The organism is Microbacterium sp. 1154 (assembly GCF_031455375.1).
GTDB lineage: Bacteria > Actinomycetota > Actinomycetes > Actinomycetales > Microbacteriaceae > Microbacterium.
Genome location: NZ_JAVDSN010000003.1, coordinates 76,409 through 99,557, shown reverse-complemented (window position 1 = coordinate 99,557; position 23,149 = coordinate 76,409). Strand labels below are relative to the sequence as shown.

At 70.3% G+C, this 23,149-nt stretch carries 21 protein-coding genes; 12 read left to right on the top strand and 9 right to left on the bottom strand.

Annotated features, from left to right (window positions below; all coding sequences use genetic code 11):
* Positions 1 to 100 precede the first annotated feature (100 nt).
* The 3 genes from J2X55_RS12200 to J2X55_RS12190 are packed head-to-tail and all read right to left on the bottom strand — an operon-like array spanning position 101 to position 3,965.
* On the bottom strand, positions 101 to 1,051 hold the full coding sequence (locus J2X55_RS12200; RefSeq protein WP_309823718.1) for an NUDIX domain-containing protein: 951 nt from the start codon (positions 1,049 to 1,051) through the stop codon (positions 101 to 103).
* Positions 1,048 to 3,216, bottom strand: a complete 2,169-nt coding sequence (locus J2X55_RS12195) for an RNA degradosome polyphosphate kinase (protein ID WP_309823716.1) — start codon at positions 3,214 to 3,216, stop codon at positions 1,048 to 1,050. Before J2X55_RS12195 ends, J2X55_RS12200 begins: the two co-directional genes overlap by 4 nt.
* A gap of 56 nt (positions 3,217 to 3,272) precedes the next feature.
* Positions 3,273 to 3,965, bottom strand: coding sequence for a response regulator transcription factor (locus J2X55_RS12190; RefSeq protein WP_309823714.1), 693 nt, complete (start codon positions 3,963 to 3,965; stop codon positions 3,273 to 3,275).
* Positions 3,966 to 4,079: 114 nt separating this feature from the next.
* Here J2X55_RS12190 and J2X55_RS12185 point away from each other — a divergent pair, with 114 nt between their 5' ends.
* From J2X55_RS12185 to J2X55_RS12170, 4 genes are all read left to right on the top strand, one after another.
* Positions 4,080 to 4,370 carry a hypothetical protein gene (locus tag J2X55_RS12185; RefSeq protein WP_115919069.1) on the top strand — a complete coding sequence of 97 codons (291 nt, stop codon included), beginning with the start codon at positions 4,080 to 4,082 and terminating at the stop codon, positions 4,368 to 4,370.
* A 130-nt stretch (positions 4,371 to 4,500) separates the two neighbouring features.
* On the top strand, positions 4,501 to 5,100 hold the full coding sequence (locus J2X55_RS12180; RefSeq protein WP_115919067.1) for an FABP family protein: 600 nt from the start codon (positions 4,501 to 4,503) through the stop codon (positions 5,098 to 5,100).
* Positions 5,101 to 5,102: 2 nt separating this feature from the next.
* Positions 5,103 to 6,191 carry a glycine cleavage T C-terminal barrel domain-containing protein gene (locus J2X55_RS12175; protein ID WP_309823711.1) on the top strand — a complete coding sequence of 363 codons (1,089 nt, stop codon included), beginning with the start codon at positions 5,103 to 5,105 and terminating at the stop codon, positions 6,189 to 6,191.
* A complete protein-coding gene (locus J2X55_RS12170) occupies positions 6,188 to 7,300 on the top strand; it encodes an aromatic acid exporter family protein (RefSeq protein WP_181906496.1) in 1,113 nt (370 codons plus the stop codon). Before J2X55_RS12175 ends, J2X55_RS12170 begins: the two co-directional genes overlap by 4 nt.
* A 3-nt stretch (positions 7,301 to 7,303) precedes the next feature.
* Here J2X55_RS12170 and J2X55_RS12165 read toward each other — a convergent pair whose 3' ends face one another.
* The gene (locus tag J2X55_RS12165; protein ID WP_309823709.1) at positions 7,304 to 8,092 is read right to left on the bottom strand and encodes a class I SAM-dependent methyltransferase; all 789 of its coding nucleotides are present in this window, start codon (positions 8,090 to 8,092) and stop codon (positions 7,304 to 7,306) included.
* Between the two features lie 62 nt (positions 8,093 to 8,154).
* Between J2X55_RS12165 and J2X55_RS12160 the strand changes: the two genes are divergently transcribed.
* Positions 8,155 to 8,901, top strand: coding sequence for a phosphoglyceromutase (locus J2X55_RS12160; protein ID WP_309823708.1), 747 nt, complete (start codon positions 8,155 to 8,157; stop codon positions 8,899 to 8,901).
* A gap of 63 nt (positions 8,902 to 8,964) precedes the next feature.
* Here the strand turns inward: J2X55_RS12160 and phoU are convergent, their stop codons facing one another.
* Positions 8,965 to 9,648 (bottom strand): phosphate signaling complex protein PhoU, encoded by a 684-nt coding sequence (gene phoU / locus J2X55_RS12155; protein WP_115919061.1) that lies wholly within the window; start codon positions 9,646 to 9,648, stop codon positions 8,965 to 8,967.
* A gap of 173 nt (positions 9,649 to 9,821) precedes the next feature.
* On the opposite strand from phoU, the gene J2X55_RS12150 reads away from it, so the two are divergent.
* A complete protein-coding gene (locus J2X55_RS12150; RefSeq protein ID WP_309823706.1) occupies positions 9,822 to 11,036 on the top strand; it encodes an ATP-binding protein in 1,215 nt (404 codons plus the stop codon).
* A complete protein-coding gene (locus tag J2X55_RS12145) occupies positions 11,033 to 11,716 on the top strand; it encodes a response regulator transcription factor (RefSeq protein WP_115919057.1) in 684 nt (227 codons plus the stop codon). Before J2X55_RS12150 ends, J2X55_RS12145 begins: the two co-directional genes overlap by 4 nt.
* Positions 11,717 to 11,770: 54 nt before the next feature.
* Here J2X55_RS12145 and J2X55_RS12140 read toward each other — a convergent pair whose 3' ends face one another.
* Positions 11,771 to 12,328, bottom strand: a complete 558-nt coding sequence (locus tag J2X55_RS12140) for a DNA modification methylase (RefSeq protein WP_309823703.1) — start codon at positions 12,326 to 12,328, stop codon at positions 11,771 to 11,773.
* Positions 12,329 to 12,489: 161 nt separating this feature from the next.
* On the opposite strand from J2X55_RS12140, the gene J2X55_RS12135 reads away from it, so the two are divergent.
* Together J2X55_RS12135 and ispD are read left to right on the top strand one after the other, a co-directional pair.
* Positions 12,490 to 12,972, top strand: coding sequence for a CarD family transcriptional regulator (locus tag J2X55_RS12135; RefSeq protein ID WP_056229249.1), 483 nt, complete (start codon positions 12,490 to 12,492; stop codon positions 12,970 to 12,972).
* A 47-nt stretch (positions 12,973 to 13,019) separates the two neighbouring features.
* The gene (gene ispD / locus J2X55_RS12130; RefSeq protein WP_309823701.1) at positions 13,020 to 14,222 is read left to right on the top strand and encodes a 2-C-methyl-D-erythritol 4-phosphate cytidylyltransferase; all 1,203 of its coding nucleotides are present in this window, start codon (positions 13,020 to 13,022) and stop codon (positions 14,220 to 14,222) included.
* 140 nt (positions 14,223 to 14,362) lie between these two features.
* Here the strand turns inward: ispD and car are convergent, their stop codons facing one another.
* Both car and J2X55_RS12120 read right to left on the bottom strand, forming a co-directional pair.
* Positions 14,363 to 17,707, bottom strand: a complete 3,345-nt coding sequence (gene car / locus J2X55_RS12125) for a carboxylic acid reductase (protein WP_309823699.1) — start codon at positions 17,705 to 17,707, stop codon at positions 14,363 to 14,365.
* A gap of 394 nt (positions 17,708 to 18,101) precedes the next feature.
* The gene (locus J2X55_RS12120) at positions 18,102 to 18,572 is read right to left on the bottom strand and encodes a GNAT family N-acetyltransferase (protein WP_309823697.1); all 471 of its coding nucleotides are present in this window, start codon (positions 18,570 to 18,572) and stop codon (positions 18,102 to 18,104) included.
* A 68-nt stretch (positions 18,573 to 18,640) separates the two neighbouring features.
* Between J2X55_RS12120 and cysS the strand changes: the two genes are divergently transcribed.
* Genes cysS through J2X55_RS12105 form a run of 3 tightly spaced genes read left to right on the top strand, consistent with a single transcriptional unit; the run spans position 18,641 to position 21,693 of the window.
* Positions 18,641 to 20,041, top strand: coding sequence for a cysteine--tRNA ligase (gene cysS / locus J2X55_RS12115; RefSeq protein ID WP_309823696.1), 1,401 nt, complete (start codon positions 18,641 to 18,643; stop codon positions 20,039 to 20,041).
* Positions 20,034 to 21,032, top strand: coding sequence for a 23S rRNA (guanosine(2251)-2'-O)-methyltransferase RlmB (gene rlmB / locus J2X55_RS12110; RefSeq protein ID WP_210111998.1), 999 nt, complete (start codon positions 20,034 to 20,036; stop codon positions 21,030 to 21,032). Before cysS ends, rlmB begins: the two co-directional genes overlap by 8 nt.
* A 19-nt stretch (positions 21,033 to 21,051) precedes the next feature.
* Positions 21,052 to 21,693, top strand: coding sequence for an NAD(P)H-binding protein (locus J2X55_RS12105; protein WP_309823694.1), 642 nt, complete (start codon positions 21,052 to 21,054; stop codon positions 21,691 to 21,693).
* Between the two features lie 80 nt (positions 21,694 to 21,773).
* Here the strand turns inward: J2X55_RS12105 and J2X55_RS12100 are convergent, their stop codons facing one another.
* Positions 21,774 to 23,096 carry a DUF4032 domain-containing protein gene (locus J2X55_RS12100; protein WP_115919045.1) on the bottom strand — a complete coding sequence of 441 codons (1,323 nt, stop codon included), beginning with the start codon at positions 23,094 to 23,096 and terminating at the stop codon, positions 21,774 to 21,776.
* Positions 23,097 to 23,149: the final 53 nt, after the last annotated feature.

Here is a 23,149-nt window from a genome sequence, read left to right as displayed (position 1 = left end):
GGTACCGACGTGCAGCGAGGCGCACCGCCCGCGAGACGCCCCGGGCGCGCGGAACCCGCGGGGACCTCGCGTCAGGCGACGCGGACGACGGCGGGAAGCGTCACACCTTCGGTTCGTGCGTCTCGATGGCCACGATGCCGGCACCGGGGTGCTCGACCGGGATGTGCACGACCGAGAACGCCGCGGGCTCGAGCGCCGAAGCGCTGCCCAGGTACGAACCGCCCATGGTCCCCGTGGCGAGAGCGAGCTCGTGGAGGATGTCGGGGAGAACCGGCCGGTGGCTCGACACGACGACGGGCTTCCGGGCGCGAACCCGCTCGCCGATGAGCGAGCGCGCATCGGCGCGTCCCGCCTCCCACGCGTCCTGGCTGACCGCGTCGGTCAGGTGGATCCGTTGCCCGAGGGACTGAGCGAGGGGTGTGGCGGTCCGGACGCACCGTTCCGCCGGGCTGGAGTACACCCGCCGGACGCCGAACGCGAGCAGGGGCCCGACGATCGCCTCGGCCTGACGGCGACCGCGCGGCGTCAGCGGCCGAGCGCCATCGGCCCCCTCCCACTCTTCGCGCGGACGCGCTTTCCCATGACGCAGCACGACGATCGGGAAGGTCGGCAGCGCCCCCTCGTCGACGATCCGCGTGAACTCGTCGAGGATCTCGATGTCGACGGGGTAGCTGAGGTTCTTGCGCGCCTTCTTCAGGCTCACCCACTCGATCGCCGCGACCTCTTTATTCGGAACGAACGTCGAGCTGCGGACGGCGGCGTCGGTCGCCTCGGCGGCCCAGTAGTGCACGATCTTGGTGCGGGAGCTGGGCATCCGGTATCTCGAGACGCCCACGGGCACCCCGAGCGAGACCCGGATGCCGGTCTCCTCCCGGATCTCGCGCACGGCGGTCTCGGCGAGGGTCTCGCCCGGGTCGACCTTGCCCTTGGGCAGGGTGAGGTCGCGGTACTTCGTACGGTGGATGAGCAGGACGCGGAGCTTGCCCTCCACGTGACGCCACACGACGCCGCCGGCCGCGTATACGGCCGTCTCGGTCTCGGTCTTCGTCACCGGGCCGTCCGGGCCCGACGCTTGCGCTGGACGAGGGTCATGGTGTGCTCCTGCAGATCGATGAGAGGGGCGCCCGACGCGTCGACGCTGTGCCGCGTCCACTCGCCGTCGGAACCGAGGTGCCACGAGCTCGTGCCGTCGTCCATCGCGAGGGTGAACAGCGTCGTGAGCTCCTGCACCTGAGCGGGGTCGACCACGCGGACGAGCGCCTCGACACGGCGGTCGAGGTTGCGGTGCATCATGTCGGCGCTGCCGATGTACACCTGCGGATCGCCGTCGTTCTCGAACGTGAAGATGCGCGAGTGCTCGAGGTAGCGCCCCAGGATCGAGCGCACCGTGATGTTCTCGCTCATGCCGGGAACCCCGGGTTTGATGGAGCAGATGCCGCGCACCCACACCTCGACGGGAACGCCCGCCTGGCTCGCACGGTAGAGCGCGTCGATGATCTCTTCGTCGACCATCGAGTTGACCTTGATCCGCACGCCGGAGGGCTTGCCTTCGAGGGCGTTGCGGCGCTCCTTGTCGATGTGACGCAGCAGTCCCTTGCGCAGGTGCAGGGGAGCGACGAGCAGCCGCTTGAACTTCTTCTCGATCGCATACCCGCTGAGCTCGTTGAACAGGCGCGTGAGGTCGCGGCCCACCTGGTCGTCGACCGTGAACAGACCGAAGTCCTCGTAGATGCGGCTCGTCTTGGGGTTGTAGTTGCCCGTGCCGACGTGGCTGTAGTGGCGCAGTCGCCCCTCTTCTTCGCGGATGACGAGGGCGAGCTTGCAGTGGGTCTTGAGCCCCACGAGGCCGTAGACGACGTGGACGCCCGCTTTCTCGAGCTTGCGGGCCCAGACGATGTTGTTGGCTTCGTCGAAGCGCGCCTTGACCTCGACCAGCGCGAGAACCTGCTTGCCGGCCTCGGCCGCGTCGATGAGCGCCTGCACGATGGGACTGTCGCCCGAGGTGCGGTAGAGGGTCTGCTTGATCGCGAGCACGTGCGGGTCGCGAGCGGCCTGCTCGAGGAAGGCCTGCACACTGGTCGCGAACGACTCGTACGGGTGGTGCACGAGCACGTCGCCCTTGCGGATCGCGCCGAACAGATCGGCGCGCCCGTTCTGCTCGGGCGGCTGGAAGGCCAGCGCCGTCTTGGGGACGTGCGGCGGATACCGCAGATCGGGGCGGTCGATGCGCGACAGGTCGAACAGGCCGCGCAGGTCGAGGGAACCGGGCAGGCGGTAGACCTCCTGCTCGGTGATGTCGAGCTCGCTCAGCAGTAGCGAGCGGGTGACGTCGTCCATGTCCTCGGTGATTTCGAGGCGGATGGGAGGACCGAAACGACGACGAAGGAGCTCGGCTTCGAGGGCCTGGATGAGGTTCTCGGTCTCGTCCTCCTCGATCGTCATGTCCTCGTTGCGCGTCAGACGGAACGCGTGGTGGTCGAGCACCTCCATGCCCGGGAACAGGTCGCCGAGGTGGTTCGAGATGAGCTCCTCGAGGGGCAGGTAACGCACGCCCGGTCCGTCTCCGCCGATCTCGACGAAGCGCGGGAGCATCGGGGGCACCTTGAGGCGCGCGAACTCCTGGCGACCGGTGCGCGCGTTGCGGATGCGGATCGCGAGGTTCAGCGAGAGACCCGAGATGTAGGGGAACGGGTGCGCCGGATCGACGGCGAGCGGCATGAGCACCGGGAACACGTTCCGCTGGAAGTACTCGGTCAGCCGCGCGGCGGTGTCCTCGTCGAGCGAGTCCCACGACACCACCTCGATACCGGCCTCGGCGAGGGCGGGGCGCACCTTGTCGGTCCACGCGGCGGCGTGGCGCAGTTGCAGGCGGTGAGCTTCGGCCGAGATGTCGGCGAGCACGTCCAGCGGTGCGCGGCCGACATTGGTGGGAACGGCGAGGCCCGTCACGATGCGGCGCTTGAGTCCCGCGACGCGCACCATGAAGAACTCGTCGAGGTTGCTCGCGAAGATGGCGAGGAAGTTCGCGCGCTCGAGCACCGGGACCATGGGGTCCTCGGCGAGTTCGAGCACGCGCTGGTTGAACGACAGCCAGCTGATCTCGCGATCGAGGTACCGGTGGTCGGGCAGCTGATCGTCTTCGGCCTCGACGGCCTCGTCGAAGTCGTCGTCGTCCGCATCGCCGAGACCGGCATCCAGCGAGTCGTGTTCCATCATCCCCACATCATTGCAGGGGTCGGTGACACGGGAGTGAACACGCGGTGCGTGAGACTTTATGCGGAGGGGGATGCCGGGACGGGGGCGTCGTCTTCGTACACGTTGAATCGGTAGCCGACGTTGCGCACCGTGCCGATGAGCTGCTCGAGATCGCCGAGCTTGGCGCGCAGGCGGCGGACGTGCACGTCGACCGTGCGGGTACCGCCGAAGTAGTCGTAGCCCCAGACCTCGCTGAGCAGCTGTTCGCGGGTGAACACGCGAGACGGGTGCGTGGCGAAGAAGTGCAGGAGCTGGAACTCCTTGTACGTCAGGTCGAGCGGCTTGCCGTGCACCTTCGCCGAGTACGACGATTCGTCGATCGTGATGCCGGAGGTCTGGATGCGCGTCGACACCTGGTCGGCGGCGCGCCGGCCCATCGCGAGGCGGATGCGCGCGTCGATCTCGGCGGGGCCGGCGGCGACGAGCACGACGTCGTCGATGCCCCAGTCGGTGGAGACGGCGGTGAGGCCGCCCTCGGTCACGATGAGAACCAGGGGTGCCTCGACACCCGTGGTCGTGAGGATCTTGCTGAGCGACTTCGCCCCGACGAGGTCGAAGCGCGCGTCGACGAAGATGACGTCGGCACTGGGCGCGTTCACCAGCTGCGCGGCCTCGGCGGGGATCTGTCGCACCCGGTGGCTCAGAAGTTCGAGCGCAGGCAGAGCAGCCCCGCCGCCCGGGGCGGAGCTGAGTACTAGAAGCTGAGCCAAAAGGACCTCCCGTGCGGCGTGCCGCGCACCCGATCATCTTAGGGTGACGCGCGGAGCCGCTCGACACCGGCGCTGCGCGTGCATGCCAGGGGGGTCGTGAGTGATGATGGGGTCATGTCGACCCCTGACCTCGCGCCGCGTCGCACATTCGGCGGCATCGTCGCCGTGTGGGTGCTGGCCGCGGTGGCCGGCGTGCTCATCGGCCTGTTCGTCCCCGAGCATTGGCGTGCGCAGTGGATCACGGTCGCGCTGGGGGGCTGCGTCATCGTCGCCTTCGCCGTGCAGCTCTGGTACGGCCGCTCGCAGGCGTTCATCCAGCGCATGGCGCTGAGCAGCCTCGGGGCGATGGTCGTGCTCGGCATCATCACGGCCGGTTTCGGGCTCGCAGCGCTGGTGTCGGGCTAGGATCGACCCATGGACCTTTTCGCGCTCGAAGCGTTCTTCGTGGGACTTCTCGGCCTCGCCTCGCTGGCGATCGCCTTCGTGTCCGGAACGGTCATCTGGAACCTCTACCGCGGCCAGCGCTGAGCGCGTCGTGATCGAGATCCCGACCGATCTCCCGGCCGACCTCGTCCCGCTCTCGTGGCTGGTGGGCGTCTGGGAGGGCACCGGCGTCATCGACTACGAGGTCGACGGTCGATCCTTCTCCGGTGAGTTCGCCCATCGCGTGAGCTTCAGCCACGACGGCGGCGCGTTCCTCAATTACTCGGCGGATGCCTGGCTGCTCGAGGGAGAGAAGCGACGTCCGCTCGTCTCCGAGATCGGCTACTGGCGTCTCGCGCGCCCCGTCGGCGACGCCGACGCCGGGCCCGGCCTGCTCCCCGCGACGGCCGAGCCCGTCACGCGCACCGCCGACGACGTCGAGGCGCTGCGCAACGCCGACGGCGGCTTCGACATCGAGGTGAGCCTGGCGCACGCCGACGGCATCCTGGAGCTCTATGTCGGGCAGGTGAAGGGGCCGCGCATCGACCTGGCGACCGATGCCGTGGTCCGCACCGCCGGGGCGAAGACCTATACGGCCGCGACCCGCCTCTACGGTCTCGTCGACAACCACCTCCTCTGGGCGTGGGACATCGCCGCTCTCGGTCGCGAGCTCGGCTCGCACGCCTCGGCCCGACTGGCCCGGGCGGAGTGACCGTGACCTCCCTCTCCGCCGTCCCCAGCGCGGTGATCGACGAGCGCGGACTGCGCCACGTCGGCTCTCCCGTCGCGGAGCAGCGCCGCTTGGCATCCGGATCCGCTCTCGCGCCCCTCGGGGACCGCCGCGTCATCTCGGTGTCGGGCGAGGACCGCCGCAGCTGGCTCGACTCCCTCTCGTCGCAAGCGCTCACGCACCTCGCACCAGGGGTCTCGACCGAGTTCCTCATCCTCGACCCGCAGGGCCGCGTCGAGCACGCCGCCTCGGTGGTCGACGACGGCGAGACCACGTGGCTCCTCGTCGACGCGTCCGATGCCGAGGCGCTCGCCGCGTGGCTCATGCGCATGCGCTTCCGGCTCCGTGTGGCGGTGACCGATCACTCGGACGACCTGTTCGTGCTGGGCGGCACGCGCGCGGCCGTGGCCTCCCTCTCGACCGTCGCACCGGTGTGGGTCGACCCGTGGCCCGACGTCTCGCCGGGCGGCTGGGCGTACGCCCGCGTCGAGCCGCACCCCGGGGCCGACCGCGATTGGGCGGAAGCGATCGTGGATGCCGCGGAGTTCGAGCGCGTGATCGCCTCGGCCGTGGGCGGCGACACGGCGTTGGCCGGTCTCGACGCCGTCGAAGCGCTGCGGGTCGCCGCCTGGCGCCCCCGCGTGGCGATCGACGCCGACGAGCGGCTGCTCCCGCACGAGATGGACTGGCTCCGCACGGCGGTGCATCTGTCGAAGGGCTGCTACCGCGGTCAGGAGACGGTGGCGAAGGTCCACAACCTCGGGCACCCGCCGCGTCGCGTCGTCGCCCTCCAGCTCGACGGGAGCGACAACGTCCTCCCCGCGCGCGGAGACGTCGTGCGGGCGGGCGACACCGTGATCGGCGCCATCACGTCGGTGGCGGTGCACCACGAGGACGGGCCCATCGCCCTGGCCCTCGTGAAGCGCACCGCGCCGGAGGGCGAGGCGCTCGTCGTCGACACCGCCGACGGTCCGCTGGCCGCCGCGGCCGAGACCGTCGTGCCGGCGGACGCCGGTGCCACTGCCGCCGTTCCGCGACTGCCGCGCCTCGGGCGCCGCCGCGCCGCGGAATGACCTCCGACGACTCCTCGACGACGACCGTCGGGGTCGTCGTCGCCGGTGCGCGCTGGCGCTCCACGGTGGGCCGTCGCGTCAACCGCGTGCGCGAGTCGCTGCCAGCGATCGCGCAGATCGTCGTCGCGGCCACCGCGGCGTACGCCTTCGCCCACTTCGTGCTCGGTCATTCGGTCCCCCTTCTCGCGGCGACGGTCACCGTGTCGAGCCTGGGGCTCGTCCGCGACGCGCGGCCGTGGCGGGTCGCCGAGACGGTCATGGGCATGCTCGTGGGCATCCTCATCGCCGAGGTCGTCCTGTTGACGGTGGGTGCCGGGTGGTGGCAGATCGCGCTCGCGATGACGGTGACCCTCGCCGTGGCCCGGTTCCTGTCTCCTCAGCCGGGCTTCGCCCTCGCGGCGGTGGTCCAGTCGCTCATCGCCCTCGTGCTCGTGTCGGGCGTGCCGTTCCTGCGTCTCGTGGACGGGGCCATCGGCGGCGCTGCCGCGCTCATCGTGACGGCGCTCATCCCGCGCACCCTCCGTCGCACCGAGCTCCGCGATGCCGACGAGCTGTTCGATGCGCTGGACGCGGCCATGGACACGATCGTGCGAGCGCTGCGCAAGGGCGACCGCGCGCGCGCCGAGCGCGGTCTCGAACGCGCCCGCTCTCTGCAGACGTACGTCGACGCGTGGAGCGGGTCGCTCGAGTCGGGGCGCGAGGTGGCGCGGATCTCGCCGTTCCTGCGCCGCCAGCGTACCGAGCTCGATCGCCACGAGCGCGTGCGCGGTGCTCTCGACCTGACCACCCGCAACCTGCGTGTGGTCGCCCGGCGGGCGGCATACCTCTGCGCGGACGGGGAGAGTCGTCCCGTCCCCGCCGATCTGCTGACCGAACTGGCGCGGGGCGCGGGCCTCGTCCGCGACAGTCTCGACGACATCTCGCTCGAGCCCGTCGCCCGAGAGGCCGTCGGCGCGGTCGCTCGACGGCTCGACCCCGCGGCGCTGCTGCCCGAGGGGCGCGTGGGCGAGCTCAACCTGATCGCGGCCCTGCGTCCGCTCGCCGTCGACCTGCTCGTCGCAGCCGGAATGCCCTCGGCCGACGCCCGGGCGCTCCTGCCCCGGGTCTGACCTTCAGCGCGGAGCGACGGCCTCCCACGCCACGCCCACTTCGCCGAGTCGCCACCTCTCGCGGCGCAGCAGGGGCCACCCCGCGTCCGCCAGGGCGAGCATCGCCGTCCGCCAGCGGTGGACCGGCCCGAACGGCGCGACCACCGCGGCTCGGGCCCATTCGCGATCGAGGGATGCCACGAACTCGTGCACGCGTTCCCCGTCGACGTTGCGATGGATCAAGGTTTTCGGCAGTCGCTCGGCGGCGATCGCGGGGGAGTCGAGCTCGGCGAGACGCAGCGAGATGGTGAGGCTTCGGGGCACGGCATCCGGTCCCACCTCCGCCCACGTCGCGACGCGGCCGATCTCATCACAGGTGCCCTCGACCAGGATGCCGTCGGGCTGCAGCCGCGAGCACATACGGCCCCACGCGTCGGCCACGTCGGCCTCGTCGTACTGGCGCAGCACGTTCATCGCGCGGATGACCGCGGGTCGACGAGAACGCGGCACAGGGACCTCGAAGCCTCCGCGGGCGAAGGACGCCCCCTCGATCCCCGCGGACTGTTCTCGGGCTCGAGCCACGCGTTCGGGGTCGATCTCGAGGCCGAGGACCTCGGCATCCGGTCGGTGGCTGCGGAGGCGAGCGAGCAATTCGAGCGGTGTCACGGCGCTGGCTCCGAAACCGAGGTCGACCACGAGGGGATCGTCGGTCCGGCGGAGGACGGGGTGCCGGGCGATCCAGCGGTCGATGCGGCGCAGGCGGTTGACCCCGGTCGTCCCGCGGGTGGGACGGCCGACGGGAGAGGGGGTCACCGTCACATTTTGCCAGGCCCCGCGGCCCCGGTTCGCGGCTCGCACGTCGGTAGCATGGACTCATGCCTCACACGCTGATCCTCCTCCGCCACGGGCAGAGCGAGTGGAACAAGACCAACCAGTTCACCGGCTGGGTCGACGTGCGACTCACCGACCAGGGCAAGGCCGAAGCGAAGCGCGGCGGCGAGCTGCTCGCCGAGTCCGGCGTCCTTCCCGACGTGCTGCACACGTCGGTGCTCAGCCGCGCGATCCAGACGGCGAACATCGCCCTCGACGCGGCCGACCGCCTGTGGATCCCGGTCAAGCGGTCGTGGCGTCTCAACGAGCGTCACTACGGCGCCCTGCAGGGCAAGGACAAGGCGCAGACTCTCGAGGAGTTCGGCAACGAGCAGTTCATGCTCTGGCGCCGTTCGTTCGACGTTCCGCCGCCCGCCCTGCCCGCCGACGACCCGTACAGCCAGGTCGGCGACCCCCGCTACGACGGGATCGACGGCGAGGTGCCCGACACCGAGTCGCTGAAGATCGTCATCGACCGCATGCTGCCGTACTGGCACAGCGACATCGTCCCCGACCTGCAGGCCGGCAAGACCGTGCTCGTCACGGCGCACGGCAACTCGCTGCGCGGCCTGGTCAAGCACCTCGAGGGCATCAGCGACGCCGGCATCGCGGAGTTGAACATCCCCACCGGCATCCCGCTCGTCTACCGCCTCAACGACGACCTCACCCCCGTCGGACCGGGCGAGTACCTCGACCCCGAGGCCGCGGCCGCTGGCGCTGCCGCCGTCGCCGCCCAGGGCAACAAGCACTGACGCCGCACGGAAGAGGGGGTGGATGCCGATCGGCATCCACCCCCTCTCCTGTTGTCCCTCGGGTCAGATGACCGGGATCGGCTCGTGCGAGGAGTCGTCGTCGGCACCGGCCCAGTCGCCGGTCGCGAGGTAGATGACCTTCTTGGCCACCGAGACCGCGTGGTCGGCGAAGCGCTCGTGGTAGCGGCTGGCGAGGGTGGCGTCGACCGTCGCGGTCGCCTCACCCTTCCACGAGTCGCCGAGCACCTTCTCGAAGACGCTGACGTGCAGCTCGTCGATGTCGTCGTCGGCGTCGCGGATGGCCTCGGCGATCCGGAGGTCTTGTGTGCGCAGCAGCTCGGCGAGCTTGCGAGCGACCTCGACGTCGAGCTCACCCATGCGCGCGAAGGTGCTCTTCAGCCCCTTGGGGACCGCGCGCTCGGGGAAACGCGAGCGCGCGAGCTGAGCGATGTGCTCGGCCATGTCGCCCATGCGCTCGAGTGAGGCGCTCACGCGCAGAGCGGTCACGACGATACGGAGGTCGCGGGCCACGGGCTGCTGCCGGGCGAGGATCTCGATCGCGAGCTCGTCGAGCTCGAAGGCCTTCTCGTCGATGATGGCGTCGGCCTCGATGACCTCTTCGGCCAGGGAGACGTCGCTCGTACCGAACGCGCGCGTCGCGCGATCGATCGCGATGGTCACGAGGTCGGCGATCTCGACCAGTCGGCTCTGAACGTCCTCGAGGGACTGGTGGAATACTTCGCGCATGGGCGGGTACCTTCCTCGTCGGCGGCACGGCACGGACGTGTCCCGCAACCCTCGGGGATTCTTCCCAGCGAAGGTTAACGAGCGGTGCTGTGACAGTGAATAGTAGCCTCTGCTGCGGTTCCTACGAGGGTGAACGGCCGGTGACGGCCGAGGGGCGCCTCTACGCTGGACGCATGCAACAACCGCAGCTCGTGCTGCTCGCGCTCCTCGCGGGACTTCTGATCGGGGCGGCGGTGGTCGGCCTCGTGGTCGCAGCACTGCGGGCCCGTGACCGCGCTCTGGCGCAGACCTCCGCGGAGGTGCCGGAGGGCGTGGAGGCCATGCTCGGGGCGATGGACGACCCCGCCTTCGTGTGCGACACCTCGTCGACGGTGCTGGCGCTCTCGCCGGCCGCCGAGGTGTTCGGCGTCCACACCGGAGAGGTGATCTCGAGCGAGGAGCTCAAACGTGTGGCCCGCGTGGCGCGCGACACCGGATCGGGCATCGCCGAGAACCTGCGGCTGCGCCGCGGTGCCGCTCCGGCCGAGCCCCGCCTGGTCGCGGTGCGTGCCACCCCGATCTCGGGCCGCCTCACCCTGGTCGTGCTGCGCGACATCACGGAGCGCGAGCGGGTGGAAGAGATGCGCCGCGATTTCGTGGCCAACACGAGCCACGAGTTGAAGACGCCGGTGGGCGCGGTGAGCCTGCTCTCCGAGGCGATCGAGTTCGCCGCGGACGATCCCGCACAGGTGCGGCACTTCGCCTCGCGGCTGCAGGCCGAGGTCACCCGGCTGGCCGCCTTGGTCAACCGCATCCTGAGCCTCTCGCGCCTGCAGGCGTCCGACGAGCTGAGGGACGTGCGCGACGTGTCGATCGACGAGGTCGTCACCGCCGCGGTCGAGGGTTACGCGATTCAGGCGGATGCCGCCCAGGTCACGGTCGTCCGCGGGGGCACCAAGGGGCTCTGGGTGCGCGGTGAGCCGCAGATCCTGACCGAAGCGGTCGGCAACCTCGTGGCCAACGCCATCGCCTACTCGCCCGAGGGGTCGAAGGTGGGTGTCGGCGTCAAGCTCGACGACACCGTGGTCGAGATCGCGGTGACCGACCGCGGTATCGGCATTCCCGAGAGCGACCAGCATCGTGTCTTCGAGCGGTTCTACCGCGCCGACCAGGCTCGCTCGCGCCGTACCGGTGGGACGGGCCTCGGACTTTCCATTGTGAAGCACGCCGTCCAGCGACACGGGGGAGAGGTGCGGCTCTGGTCGCGTCCGGACCGCGGGTCGACCTTCACCATCCGACTTCCCATGTCGGAGGCTCCCGATCTCGAGAGCGTCCGTCCCAAGCCCCGTCGCAAGAGCCGCAAGAGCTCCGCGACGACCCCCGTACCCGCGAAGGGAGACACCGCATGACCCGCGTTCTGATCGTCGAGGACGAGCCCGATCTGGCCGACCCGCTGGCCTATCTGCTGCGCCGAGAGGGCTACGAGGTCGAGATCGCCGAAGACGGTGCCCTCGCCCTGGTCGCTTTCCGCGAGCGCGGGGCCGACATTATCCTGCTGGACCTCATGCTCCCCGGGATGCCGGGAACCGAGGTGTGCCGTCAGGTGCGATTGAGCTCTCAGGTGCCGATCATCATGCTCACGGCCAAGGACTCCGAGGTCGATATCGTCGTCGGCCTCGAGCTCGGTGCGGACGATTACGTCACCAAGCCGTACTCGACCCGCGAGCTTCTCGCGCGGATGCGAGCGGTGTTGCGCCGCCGTGCGCCGGAAGAGGCCGACCTCGACGACCGCATCCTCTCGGGCGGGCGCGTGGTGCTCGACATCGACCGCCACACCGTCGCCGTCGACGGCGGAGAGATCAACATCCCGCTCAAGGAGTTCGAACTCCTCGAGGTGCTGATGCGCAATGCCGGTCGCGTGCTCACGCGGGGACAGCTCATCGATCGCGTCTGGGGAACGGACTACTTCGGTGACACCAAGACCCTCGACGTGCACATCAAGCGCATCCGCTCGCGCATCGAGCAGAACCCCAGCGAGCCGAGCATGCTCGTCACCGTCCGGGGCCTCGGGTACCGGTTCGAGGCCTGACGGCACGGGAACGACGAAGGCGCCGACGGAAACCGTCGGCGCCTTCGCGCGTGATCAGGACGCGGGAGTCGCGCTGGCCGTCGGCGAGGGAGTCGCCGGCAGCGGGGTGATGGTGGACGACGGCTCGGGGCTCGGCGCGAGCGGCGCGAGGTACTCGAGGGCTCCGTCGAGAACGGGTACCTGGATGAGAGCACCCTGTCCGTCGCCGGACTGGAAGTAGACGGGCACCGTCGACCCGGGAGCGGCGTCGATGCCGTCGAGGGTGAGCGGCTCGACGCCGTTGGCGAGATCGCCGAGGCTGAGCGTGCGGTTGGCCAGCACGTTCACCGAGGCGCGCACGGCCGTCGAGCCCTCGCCGACCTCGATGTTCAGCGTGATCTCGTCGGTGGTGTCGTTGACGATGGCCGCGACGAAGTTGCCGGTGGTGCCCTCGTCGTCGGCGACGATCATCGCGTTGCGGATGTGGAGCGGGCCGGAGTCGGCCGGCACGTTCACCCCGTCGGACGCCGAGTAATCGATGGTGGTCGCCTGAGGGGCGAGGATGTTGCATCCCGTCGTACCGAGTACGACAGCGGCACCCAGGGCGATGGACGCGATCAGGCGCGTTTTCACGGATCCTCCAAGATCGACAGACGGCATCCAGATCATCCTACGGGGTTCGCGGTCGCGGGCCGCCCGCACGCGCGCGAGGAGGGGGAGGTGCGGAGGGAGGGCGGAACCTTAGCGCATGCGGGCCTGTGGTATCCTGGATGTTGCCGAAAGGACATAACTCCATGCTTTTTGAGGTTGGCGAGACCGTCGTTTACCCGCACCATGGCGCGGCCACGATCATCGAGGTCAAAGAACGCGTCATCAAGGGCGAGACGAAGAAATACCTGAAGCTCAACGTCACCCAGGGAGACCTCGTCATCGAGGTCCCGGCTGACAACGTCGACCTCGTCGGCGTTCGTGACGTCATCGGCAAAGAGGGTCTCGACCGCGTTTTCGAGGTGCTCCGCGCGCCCTTCACCGAGGAGCCGACCAACTGGTCGCGCCGCTACAAGGCGAACCTCGAGAAACTCGCTTCGGGCGATGTGATCAAGGTCAGCGAGGTCGTTCGCGACCTGTGGCGCCGCGATCAGGACCGCGGCCTGTCCGCCGGTGAGAAGCGCATGCTCGCGAAGGCCCGTCAGATCCTGGTGTCGGAGCTCGCTCTGGCTGAGAAGACCGATGAAGACCGCGCGAGCGTCGTGCTCGACGAGGTCCTCGCTTCCTGATCCCGCACGGCGCGTCGCCGTCCTCGGCGGCGCGCTAGCGTGAACGGGTGACTCTCACCCCCGTCCCGCGTCTCGCGGTCATCGTCGTCGCCGCCGGTTCCGGCACCCGTCTCCAGGGTGGGGCGCCGAAGGCGTTCGTCGGTATCGATGACCGGTCGATTCTGCACCACGCTCTGCGGGGCGTCTTCGAGGCCACCTCTGCGCAGGTGGTCGTCGTCGTGCCCCGGGGATACGAGGGCGAGGCGCTGACCGATGCACGGGATGCCGCGGGCGATCGCTCCGACCTCGTCACCGTCGTGGTCGGCGGGGCGACCCGTCAGGAGTCGGTCGCCGCGGGCCTCGGCGCGCTGTGGGCCGATGTCGAGATCGTGCTCGTCCATGACGCGGCGCGAGCGCTCACGCCGCCCGCGGTCTTCGATCGTGTCGTGCGGGCCGTCGATGCCGGGGCGGCCGCCGTCATCCCCGTCCTCCCCGTCGTCGACACCATCAAGCGCGTCGACGAGCACGGACGCGTGGTCGCTCCCGTCGACCGGTCCGAGCTGGCCGCTGCTCAGACCCCCCAGGGGTTCCGTCGCTCGATCCTCGAGGCCGCTCTCGCATCCGTCGAGACCGATCACACCGACGATGCGGCCGCCGTCGCGGCAGCGGGGCACTCCGTGGTGACGGTCGAGGGAGACGCGGTGGCGTTCAAGATCACGACCGGCCCCGACCTCGAGCGCGCTCGAGCACTTCTCGCGCCGGTCACGGTGGCATCCACCGTCCGATCCCCGTCCCACGACCTGCCGCAAGTGGGCATCGGCACCGACGTACACGGGTTCGGGGGAGAGGGCACGCTGTGGCTCGCGGGCCTCGAGTGGCCGGGGGAGCCCGCGTTGTCGGGCCATTCCGACGGCGACGCGGTGGCTCACTCGATCGTCGATGCGCTGCTGGCGGCGGCGGGGCTCGGAGACATCGGTACGCACTTCGGCACCGACCGACCGGAGTTCGCCGGCGCGCACGCGGCCGCCTTCCTCTCGCATACCGTACAGCTCTTGTCCGCCGCGGGATGGCGCGTCGGCAACGTCGCCGTGCAGGTGCAGGCCCGTCGCCCGCGCTTCGCCGACCGCCGCATCGAAGCGGAGCAGGCGTTGTCCGCCGCGCTCGGGGGAGCGCCCGTCTCGGTCAGCGCCACCACCACCGACGGCCTCGGGTTCACCGGCCGGGGCGAGGGGGTCGCCGCGTTCGCAACCGCCCTCGTCGTGCCCGTCTAGCCGTTCTCGCCGCGACCGCTCCCTTGCCGGAAACGCGGGGGTGGTCGTTTCGTCGCCCTCGGGGGCGTCCGCTGTGCCTTCACGGGGGTCGTCGCGACGGCGCCCGGGGCCAGGCCTCCAGGGTGCCGTCGCATCCGAGGTCAGGCCACGGCGCGCCGTGACGGCGCGAGCAGCTCCAGGAACGAGAGGTCGTCCGCCACCTTCGTGATGAGCGCGTGGTCGATGGAGGGGATATCCGGCGATCCGAGCGGGTGGATCGTCCGAATGGCTTCGACGAACGCATCCGCGGGGATGGTCGAGCCGGCGTGCGGTTCCTCGGGGGTGGCGAACGCGTGCATCAGCGGCAGAACCGATCGCGCACGATCCTCGTCGGGCAGCGACTCCAGCGCCGTGCGGAACCGGTCCACCCATTCGGCGTGGTCCGCGACGCGCTCGATGGCATACCCGTCGTCCTGGAGCCAGTCGACGACGGTATCGAGGGAGACGCCGTCGTCGTTCGGGTTCACCACGTTGTAGGTGCGGTATCCCCCGTTGGTGGAGGCGCCGATCGCGTTCATGGCGGCGGACGTGAAGTCGGCCGGCAAGCCGTCGTAGTGGGACGGCAGACGCTCGCCGTCGGCACCACGCCGAACGAACGACTCCGGTGCCAGGCCCGTGGCGAGGACGCTCCAGACCAGCCGGGTGAAGACGTCGGGCAGGTTCACCTGGCCGCGCCAGCGTGGGTGCGCCAGAACCATGTCGGAGCGGAACACCGCCACCGGCACGCCGTACTGCTCGTGCGCTTCGCGCAGCAGCACCTCGCTCGCCCACTTGCTCGCGCCATACCCGTTGGCGTACTCGTCTCCGATGCTCCACACGGGGATCGTGTCGCGGATGTCGGCACGTTCGTCGAGCGCGGCGGGGGCGGCCGGGTCGGCCGCGGCTTCGACGGTCGGCCGCGCGCCACCGGCGACCGCGACACTCGAGACGAAGGTGACGGGCACGCTGCCGGCGGCGATCGAGAGGCGGATGATCTCGGAGGTGCCTACGACGTTCGGACCGAACAACGCCGTGTACGGCAGGACGTGATTGACGAGGGCGGCGGCGTGCGCGATGAGGTCGACGCGGGCGGCGAGGTCGCGCCACCGCGGCTCGTCGAGACCGAGGGAGCGCTCGCTGACATCGCCGGCCCTCACCTCGAGCGAGGCTGCGAGGTCTGCGAAGCGTTCGGCGAAGGCGGGGTCTGCGGCGAACGCGGCGTCGAGGCGACGTCGGGCGTCGGCGTCGTCGGAACCGCGAACGATGCACACGAGTGTTCCGCCCACCGGAGCGAGGCGTTCGAGCCAGTCGAGGGCCAGGAACCGTCCGAGGTATCCGTTGGCGCCCGTGAGCAGGACGGTGCGGCCGCGAGCAGCGCTCTCCGGAGTCGCGGGGGCGCGCGAGGCACGCAGGACCGGCTCCGGGATGTCGCCGAGCACCCGGTCGAGGCGCAGGTCGCTCGCACGCAGCGTCGACGGGGCGGTACCGTGCACACGAGCCACCGTGGGCCGATCGTCGGCGGTCGAGCGATCGATGAACGCAGCGATGGCGGTGAGATCGTTCGTCGGGTCGGTGATGACACCGACGGGCACCTCGGTACCGAAGACGTCCTCGAGCATCCCGGAGAACGTCAGCGCCGACAGCGAGTCACCGCCCAGATCGGAGTACCGGGCTGCCGCGGCGGTTGCCGAGGACACCTCGGCGCCGAGGAACTCGCGGGCCGCGCGCACCACGGTGTCGAGCGTCGGCTCGGCGCCGACGCGCTCGCGGAGGGCTGCCACCACAGCGCCGCTGCGCTCCTCCGCGAGGTCGGCGTAGAGGGTCGCGAGCCGTTCGCCGTACCGTGCCGTGATGCGCGGCCGCAGGAGCTTGCGCGCGTCCGAGAGCAAGCCGTTCTCGACCGTGAACGGCTCCGGTTCGACGATCACTCCGCGGGGCACCTCGTAGGGGGCGAGGCCATGCTCGCGGGCGGTGCGCTGCAGAGCGGCGAGCACGTCGCGCTCCGACGATCCCGCATCCGCGGGCACGACGACCGCGAGCAGGAACGCGTGTCGGCTGTCGCCGTGCAACGCGATCTGACGCACCTCGGGCGTCCCGCCGTACGTGGCCTCGAGCGCCGCCACCGCGACGAACTCGCCCTGGGACAGCTTGATGACGTTGTTCCGACGGTCGAGGTACTCGTAGGTGCCCGGTCCGGTCTGCGCCATGATGTCGCCGGTCCGGTAGAAGCCGTCCTCGTCGAAGACCGCGGCGGTGACGTCCGGCCGGCGGAAGTATCCCGTGATCGTGGACGTGCTCTTCACCAGCAGCTCTCCCCGCGGGTGCGGACGGTCGGTGACGCGGTAGCCGAGCTCGGGCACGTCGACGAGCTTGTGCGCGGTGACGGGCGGCTGCTGCACGACCCCGTCGTGGAGGATGCTGCCCGCTTCGGTGGAGCCGTAGACGTCGTGCAGCGCCGTGCCGAGGCACTCCTCGATGTAGGTGCGGAGCTCGGGGGTGAGCGGAGCACTGGCGCAGATCGCCCGGCGGATCCGTCCCCCGAACGCCCGCACGCGGAGGTCGGCATGCACAGCCGCGCGAACGGCATCCTGATCCGTATCGCCCGCGGCGAGGCGACGCTGCTCGTCGCGATCGCCCTCCTGCCGAACCATCTCCGCCACGCGAGGGACGAAGACGAACTCGGTCGGGGCGAACGTGCGCAGATCGTCGAACAGCGCCGACAGGTCCGTCGAAGTCGCGAGCGCGAGAGTTCCGCCGCGTCCGAGCGTGGCGAAGACCGCGGCGCGGCCGGTGAGGTGGCTCATCGGTAGGTAGGCGTAGCCGACGATGTCGTCGGTGCCGCCCTCGTCGACGCCGGGCCGGCGTGCGAGCCACAGTCTCTCGACCATGGAGCGCGAGTACATCGCGCCCTTCGGGGTTCCGGTGCTGCCGGACGTGTAGATCAGGAGCGCGAGGGGGTCTTCGCCCGCCGCGGGATGCCACGGGGTCGGGCGTGGCAGGAGCTCGCCGCGGATGACGAGCTCGGTGAGCGTCGGACGCGATGTGTCGGTGTCGGACGCCGTGTCGAGCACCATCGTCCGCACGTCTCCGGCGGCTGCCTCGGTGAGGGCCTGAGCGATGGCCGACTGCTCGACAGAGGCCGCGAGCCACACCGGCTCCGTCTCGTCGATGATCGCGTGAAGGGCCTCGAGCGACGCGCTCGCCTGGAGGGGCACGCTCACCGCGCCGAGGATCCACGACGCGAGATCGAGCGTCACGAGGTCGGCGGTCGCCGCTCCGAGCATCGCGATCCGGTCGCCGGGCGAGACGGTTTCACCGAGCGCGGCCGCAACCGCACTGGCTCGGTCCCACAGCTCGCGAAAGCTGGTGTCCTCGACGTCTGCTCCGAACCGCTCTCGCAGTGCCGGACGATCGGCGTGATGCGCGAACACCGCCTCGATCGACATGTCGTCGTGCTGTTGCTCCATAGTTCTTCGTCCTCTTTCCTTCATCCGGGCGCGCCCCCGCGCCCTGGCCTCTCGCTGTCCAAGTCGGGCGGTCGCTCTCACCGCCTCCCGCTCACGGGCCCGCTGCGGTGGACGCCGCGCGCAGCGCGAACGGGCGGCACGGGAGTCGTTCTGTCCGGAACGGTGTGCGGCGTGGCGTCAGTGCGGCGGGGACGGCTTCACGCTCGTCGTCGGTGGGGGTGCCGTCACGGTTTCGATCCGGGGTCGCCAGGATCGCCGAGGGAGGGAGGAGCGCTGTCCACGGGGACCGCACTCGACATCGCACACGTCTATGAGACGCCTGTTCCCTAGGTGTTGGCCGAGTGGTGCCCGAGGCTGACGGGGCAGCAGGCGCCCGGGTCGAGGGGGCGCGGGATCAGGGCGCCTCGACCGTGCGGGTCATGAATGTCGACAGCGGATCGGGCGCGTAGGGCGGGAACGCCGGGCATTCGACGAAGCCTTCGCTCGCGTAAAGGCGACGAGCGGGCACGAAGGCGTCGGTGCTCCCCGTCTCGAGCCAGAGACTCCGGATGCCGCGCTCCCGCGCATCGTCCATGATGTGCCGAAGGATCGCGCGGCCGATGCCCTGGCCGAGGAAGCCCTCGGCCACCCGCATCGATTTCAGCTCGGCGCGGTCGCGGTCCAGGTCTTTGCAGGCGCCGATGCCGGCCAGTTCGTCGTCGACCCAGGCGGACCACACGGTGATGCCGTCCGCGGTGAGTCGATCCACGTCGAGCGCGTGCACGCTCTCGGCGGGTGTGTTCTCGAGCATGCCCGCGAGGTGGGCGGCGACGAGAGCGCGCGTGGCGTCTCCGGACAGGTCATCGGGGCGGATCACGAGAGGCACTCCCGCACCCTAGCGACCGCATGTTTCGTGCACGGGTCGCGCGGAGGGGCGGCCGGTAGGCTGAAAGGGTGACTGTTCGGCTGTACGACACGAAGGCGCAGGGACTCCGCGACTTCGTCCCCCTCGACCCCGCGAACATCACGGTCTACGTCTGTGGTCCGACCGTCCAATCGGGTCCGCACATCGGTCACGTGCGCGCGGCCCTGGCCTTCGACCTCTTGCGCCGGTGGCTCGCCCACCGCTTCGGCCGCGTCACCTTCGTGCGCAACGTCACCGACATCGACGACAAGGTCCTCGCCAACGCGACCGAGGTCGAGCCGTGGTGGGCTCTCGCCTACCGCATGGAGCTCGAGTTCTCGCGGGCGTACGACGCCATCGGCATCCTTCCCCCCACCTACGAACCCCGCGCGACGGCATCGGTGACGCAGATGCAGGAGCTCATCGCCGAGCTGATCGAGCGCGGACACGCCTATTCCGCGGCCGGTGACGTGTATTTCGACGTGCGCTCGTGGCCCGCGTACGGCGAACTCACCCGTCAAAGCCTGGATGCCATGGAGCCGGCGGCCGACGCCGATCCCCGGGGTAAGCGCGATCCCCGCGATTTCGCCCTGTGGAAGGGTGCGAAGCCCGACGAGCCGGCGTCCGCCACCTGGAACTCGCCCTGGGGCGAGGGGCGGCCCGGATGGCACATCGAGTGCTCGGCCATGTCCCGCCGCTACCTCGGACCGGAGTTCGACATCCACGGCGGCGGTCTCGACCTGCGCTTCCCGCACCACGAGAACGAGATCGCTCAGTCGACGGCGGCCGGGAACGCTTTCGCGCGGTACTGGGTGCACAACGGTCTGGTGACGGTCGACGGTCAGAAGATGTCGAAGTCGCTGGGCAACTTCACCCTCGCCGCCGACGTGCTCGCCGCTCACGATCCGCTCGTGGTGCGCTACGCCCTCGCCGCGGCGCACTACCGCTCCAACCTCGACCTGAGCGAGGCGTCGTGGGCCGAGGCCGAGACGGCCCTGGGTCGGATCCGCACGTTCCTCGACCGCGCCCGGCGTCTCGTCCAGCCGGGGTGGCCCGAGGCGAAGGAAGGCCTCCCGGCGGAGTTCGTCGAGGCGATGGACGACGACCTCTCTGTGCCCCGGGCGCTGGCCGCGATCCACACGAGCATCCGGTCGGGGAATGCGCTGCTCGACGCCGGCAAGTACGATGAGGCGAAGCAGGATGTCTCAGACGTCGTGCAGATGACGCTCGTCCTGGGGATCAACCCCCACTCTTCTCAGTGGGGTGACACCGGCGGGGGAGCGCAGACCGCCGCTCTGGACGCCCTCGTCCAGACAATGATCACGCAGCGTGCGCACGCGCGCGCGGACAAGGATTGGGCGGCCGCGGATCGCATTCGAGACGCGATCGCCGCCGCAGGAATCACGCTGGAGGACACTCCGGCCGGAACGCATTGGAGTATCGATGGCTAAGCCTGGACGCCCGGGAGCACGCAACCCCGGCAAGAAGAAGGGCCCTCTGAAGGGCACCGGCGGCCACGTCCGCAAGGCGCTCGAGGGGCGGGGTCCCACCCCGAAGGCCGAGGACCGCGCCTGGCACCCGGCCGGCAAGCGCAAGGCAGCCCAGGAGCGCTACGCCGCCGCCGGTGGCAAGGCGAAGCCCGGCGTGCGCGCGGTCGGCAGCAACCCTAACCGCAAGAGCGCGAAGGCGACCGACGACACCGAGACGGTCACCGGCCGCAACTCCGTGCTCGAGGCGCTGCGGGCGAAGATCCCCGCCACGGCGATGTACGTCGCTCAGCGCATCGAGATGGACGACCGCGTCAAAGAGATGCTGTCGATGGCGACGAACCGCGGCATCCCGGTGCTCGAGGTCACGCGACCCGAGCTGGACCGCATGGCCGGCTTCGACGGCGTGCACCAGGGCGTCGCGCTCAAGGTCCCCCCGTACGCGTACGCCCACCCGCAGGACCTGCTCGAGCAGATCATCGACCGCGGTCAGGTGCCGCTGCTCGTCGCCCTCGACGGTGTCACCGACCCCCGCAACCTCGGCGCGATCATCCGCTCAACCGGCGCGTTCGGCGGTCAGGGCCTGATCATCCCGCAGCGTCGTTCGGCGAGCGTCAACTCCGCCGCGTGGAAGACCAGCGCCGGGGCCGCCGCCCGGATCCCCGTCGCCCTCGCGGCCAACCTCACGGCCACGCTGAAGGAGTTCAAGAAGCAGGGCGTGTTCGTGCTCGGCCTCGACGGCGACGGCGACGTATCGCTGCCGGCTCTCGAGCTCGCCGACCGCCCCGTCGTGATCGTCGTCGGCTCCGAGGGCAAGGGGCTGTCGCGCCTGGTCACCGAGACGTGCGACCAGGTCGTGTCGATCCCCATCTCCGCCGCGACCGAGTCGCTGAACGCCGGCATCGCGGCATCCGTCGCCCTGTACCAGGTGTCGACGCTCCGCGGCACCGTCTGATCCATCGAGAGGAACGCTCATGCCCCGTATCGCCGTCATCGGAGGCACCGGTTACGCCGGTAGCCACATCGTGACCGAGGCCGTCCGCCGTGGCCACACGGTCGTCTCGATCGCGCGCTCGGTGCCCACCGAGCGCATCGAAGGCGCCACCTACCTCGAGGGAACCGTCCTCGACGTCCCCGGTCTCGTCGCCCAGCTCGAGGGGGTCGACGTCGTGGTCTCGGCCGCTGCTCCCCGTGGCGACATGGAGGGCAAGCTCCGCCCCGCGATCGCCGAGCTCGTCACGGCTCTGCCCGAGAACGTCCGCGTGGGCGTCGTCGGCGGCGCCGGCGGGTCGCTCGTGGCCGAGGGCGGGCCGCGCCTGATCGACACGGAGGGCTTCGCCGAGGAGTACAAGCCCGAGGCGCGCGAGGCGATCGGCATCCTCGAAGACCTCCAGGCCGACGACACCGGCCGCGACTGGTTCTACGTTCACCCGGCCGGCGGTTTCGGCTCGTGGGCACCGGGCGAGCGCACCGGTTCGTACCGCGACGGCGGCGACGTGCTTGTCGTCGACGGCGAGGGCAACTCGTTCATCGGTGGCGCCGACTTCGCGATCGCCGTCCTCGACGAGATCGAGAACCCGAAGCACACGCGCGGACGCTTCACCGTGGGGTACTGAGCCCGCGACGCACCGAGGCCGTGGCATCCTGGATCGATTCCGGATGCCACGGCCTCGTCGCTTCGCGGGGACCGGCGGCGTCAGACCAGGTCGCGCCAGTCGACCGAGTCGGTGTCGGTCGTGGGGATCTCGCCGGTGGCGGGGGCATCGGCGTCGGAGATCGTGGGCAGTGACATCGTGTCGGTGGGCGGGCCCATGACCGTGGCCTCATCGCGGCGGTGGCGCAGGACGTCGTCGATGTAGGAGCTCACGACCTCGGCGAGGGGGACGGAGCGGCCGCGAGCCTGCGACATGTACCAGCGGTGTTCGAGCACCTGGTGGAACACCTCGGCGGGTTCGAGCTTCGCGCGCAGGTCCCACGGGATGGCCATGACGATCGGCTCGAAAACGCGCGTGAGCCACTCGTGCGCGACCATCTCTTCATCGGCGCCCAGGCGGGAGACCCGGGCGCGGAACTCGTCGAGATCGTTCAGCAGGCGGCGGGCCTGGTTCTCTTCGACATCGAGACCGGTGAGGCGCAGCAGACGGCGCTGGTGGTGGCCGGCATCCACCACCTTCGGCTGGATCGACACCTTCGTGCCGTCGCTCGCCGTGCGGATGGACATCTCGCCGATGTCGAAGCCGAGGGCGTTCAGACGGTGCACGCGCTCGGTGATGCGCCACGACTCGTCGACCGCGAACGACTCCTTGTCGGTGAGGGCGCCCCACAGCGAGTGGTACGACGACACCAGTCCGTCGGCGATGGCCACGGCATCCACCCCGCCCTCGAGGCGGCCGCCGGCCTCGAGGTCCATGATCTCGCCGGCGATGTTGATGCGGGCGATGTCGAGGTCGTGCGCGCGTTGGCCGGGGGTCAGACGGTTGCCGTGCAGCTCGCCGGTCTCGGCATCGACGAGGTAGGCCGCGAACTCGCCGGCGTCGCGGCGGAACAGCGTGTTCGACAGCGAGACGTCACCCCAGTAGAAACCGACGTTGTGCAGACGCACGAGCAGCACCGCCAGGGCGTCGACGAGGCGCGTCGCGGTGTGCGGGCGCAGCACCTGGGTGAACAGGGCGCGGTAGGGGAGCGAGAAACGCAGGTGCGCGGTGACGAGGGCCGCGGGGAGGGGGCGTCCCGAGGCGTCGGTCCGGCCCGCGATCACGGCGACACGATCGACGCAGGGGGCGTCGAGACGGTCGAGGTTGCCGAGCATGTCGTACTCGCGACGCGCCATCTCCTCGGTCGTCTCTTTGATGGCGACGACCCGGCCGGAGAGATTGGCGAAGCGCACGAGGTGCCGCGAGATGCCCTTGGGCAGCGCCACGATGTGACTGCTGGGCCAGTCGGCGAGACCCGTCGACCAGGGCAACTGCAGCAGGCCCGGGTCGACGGCGCTCGCGGTGATGCTGAGGGAATCGGACACGGAATCCTCCGGGAAAACGGTGCGGCGCGCCCTCGACCCGACGGATCGGGATC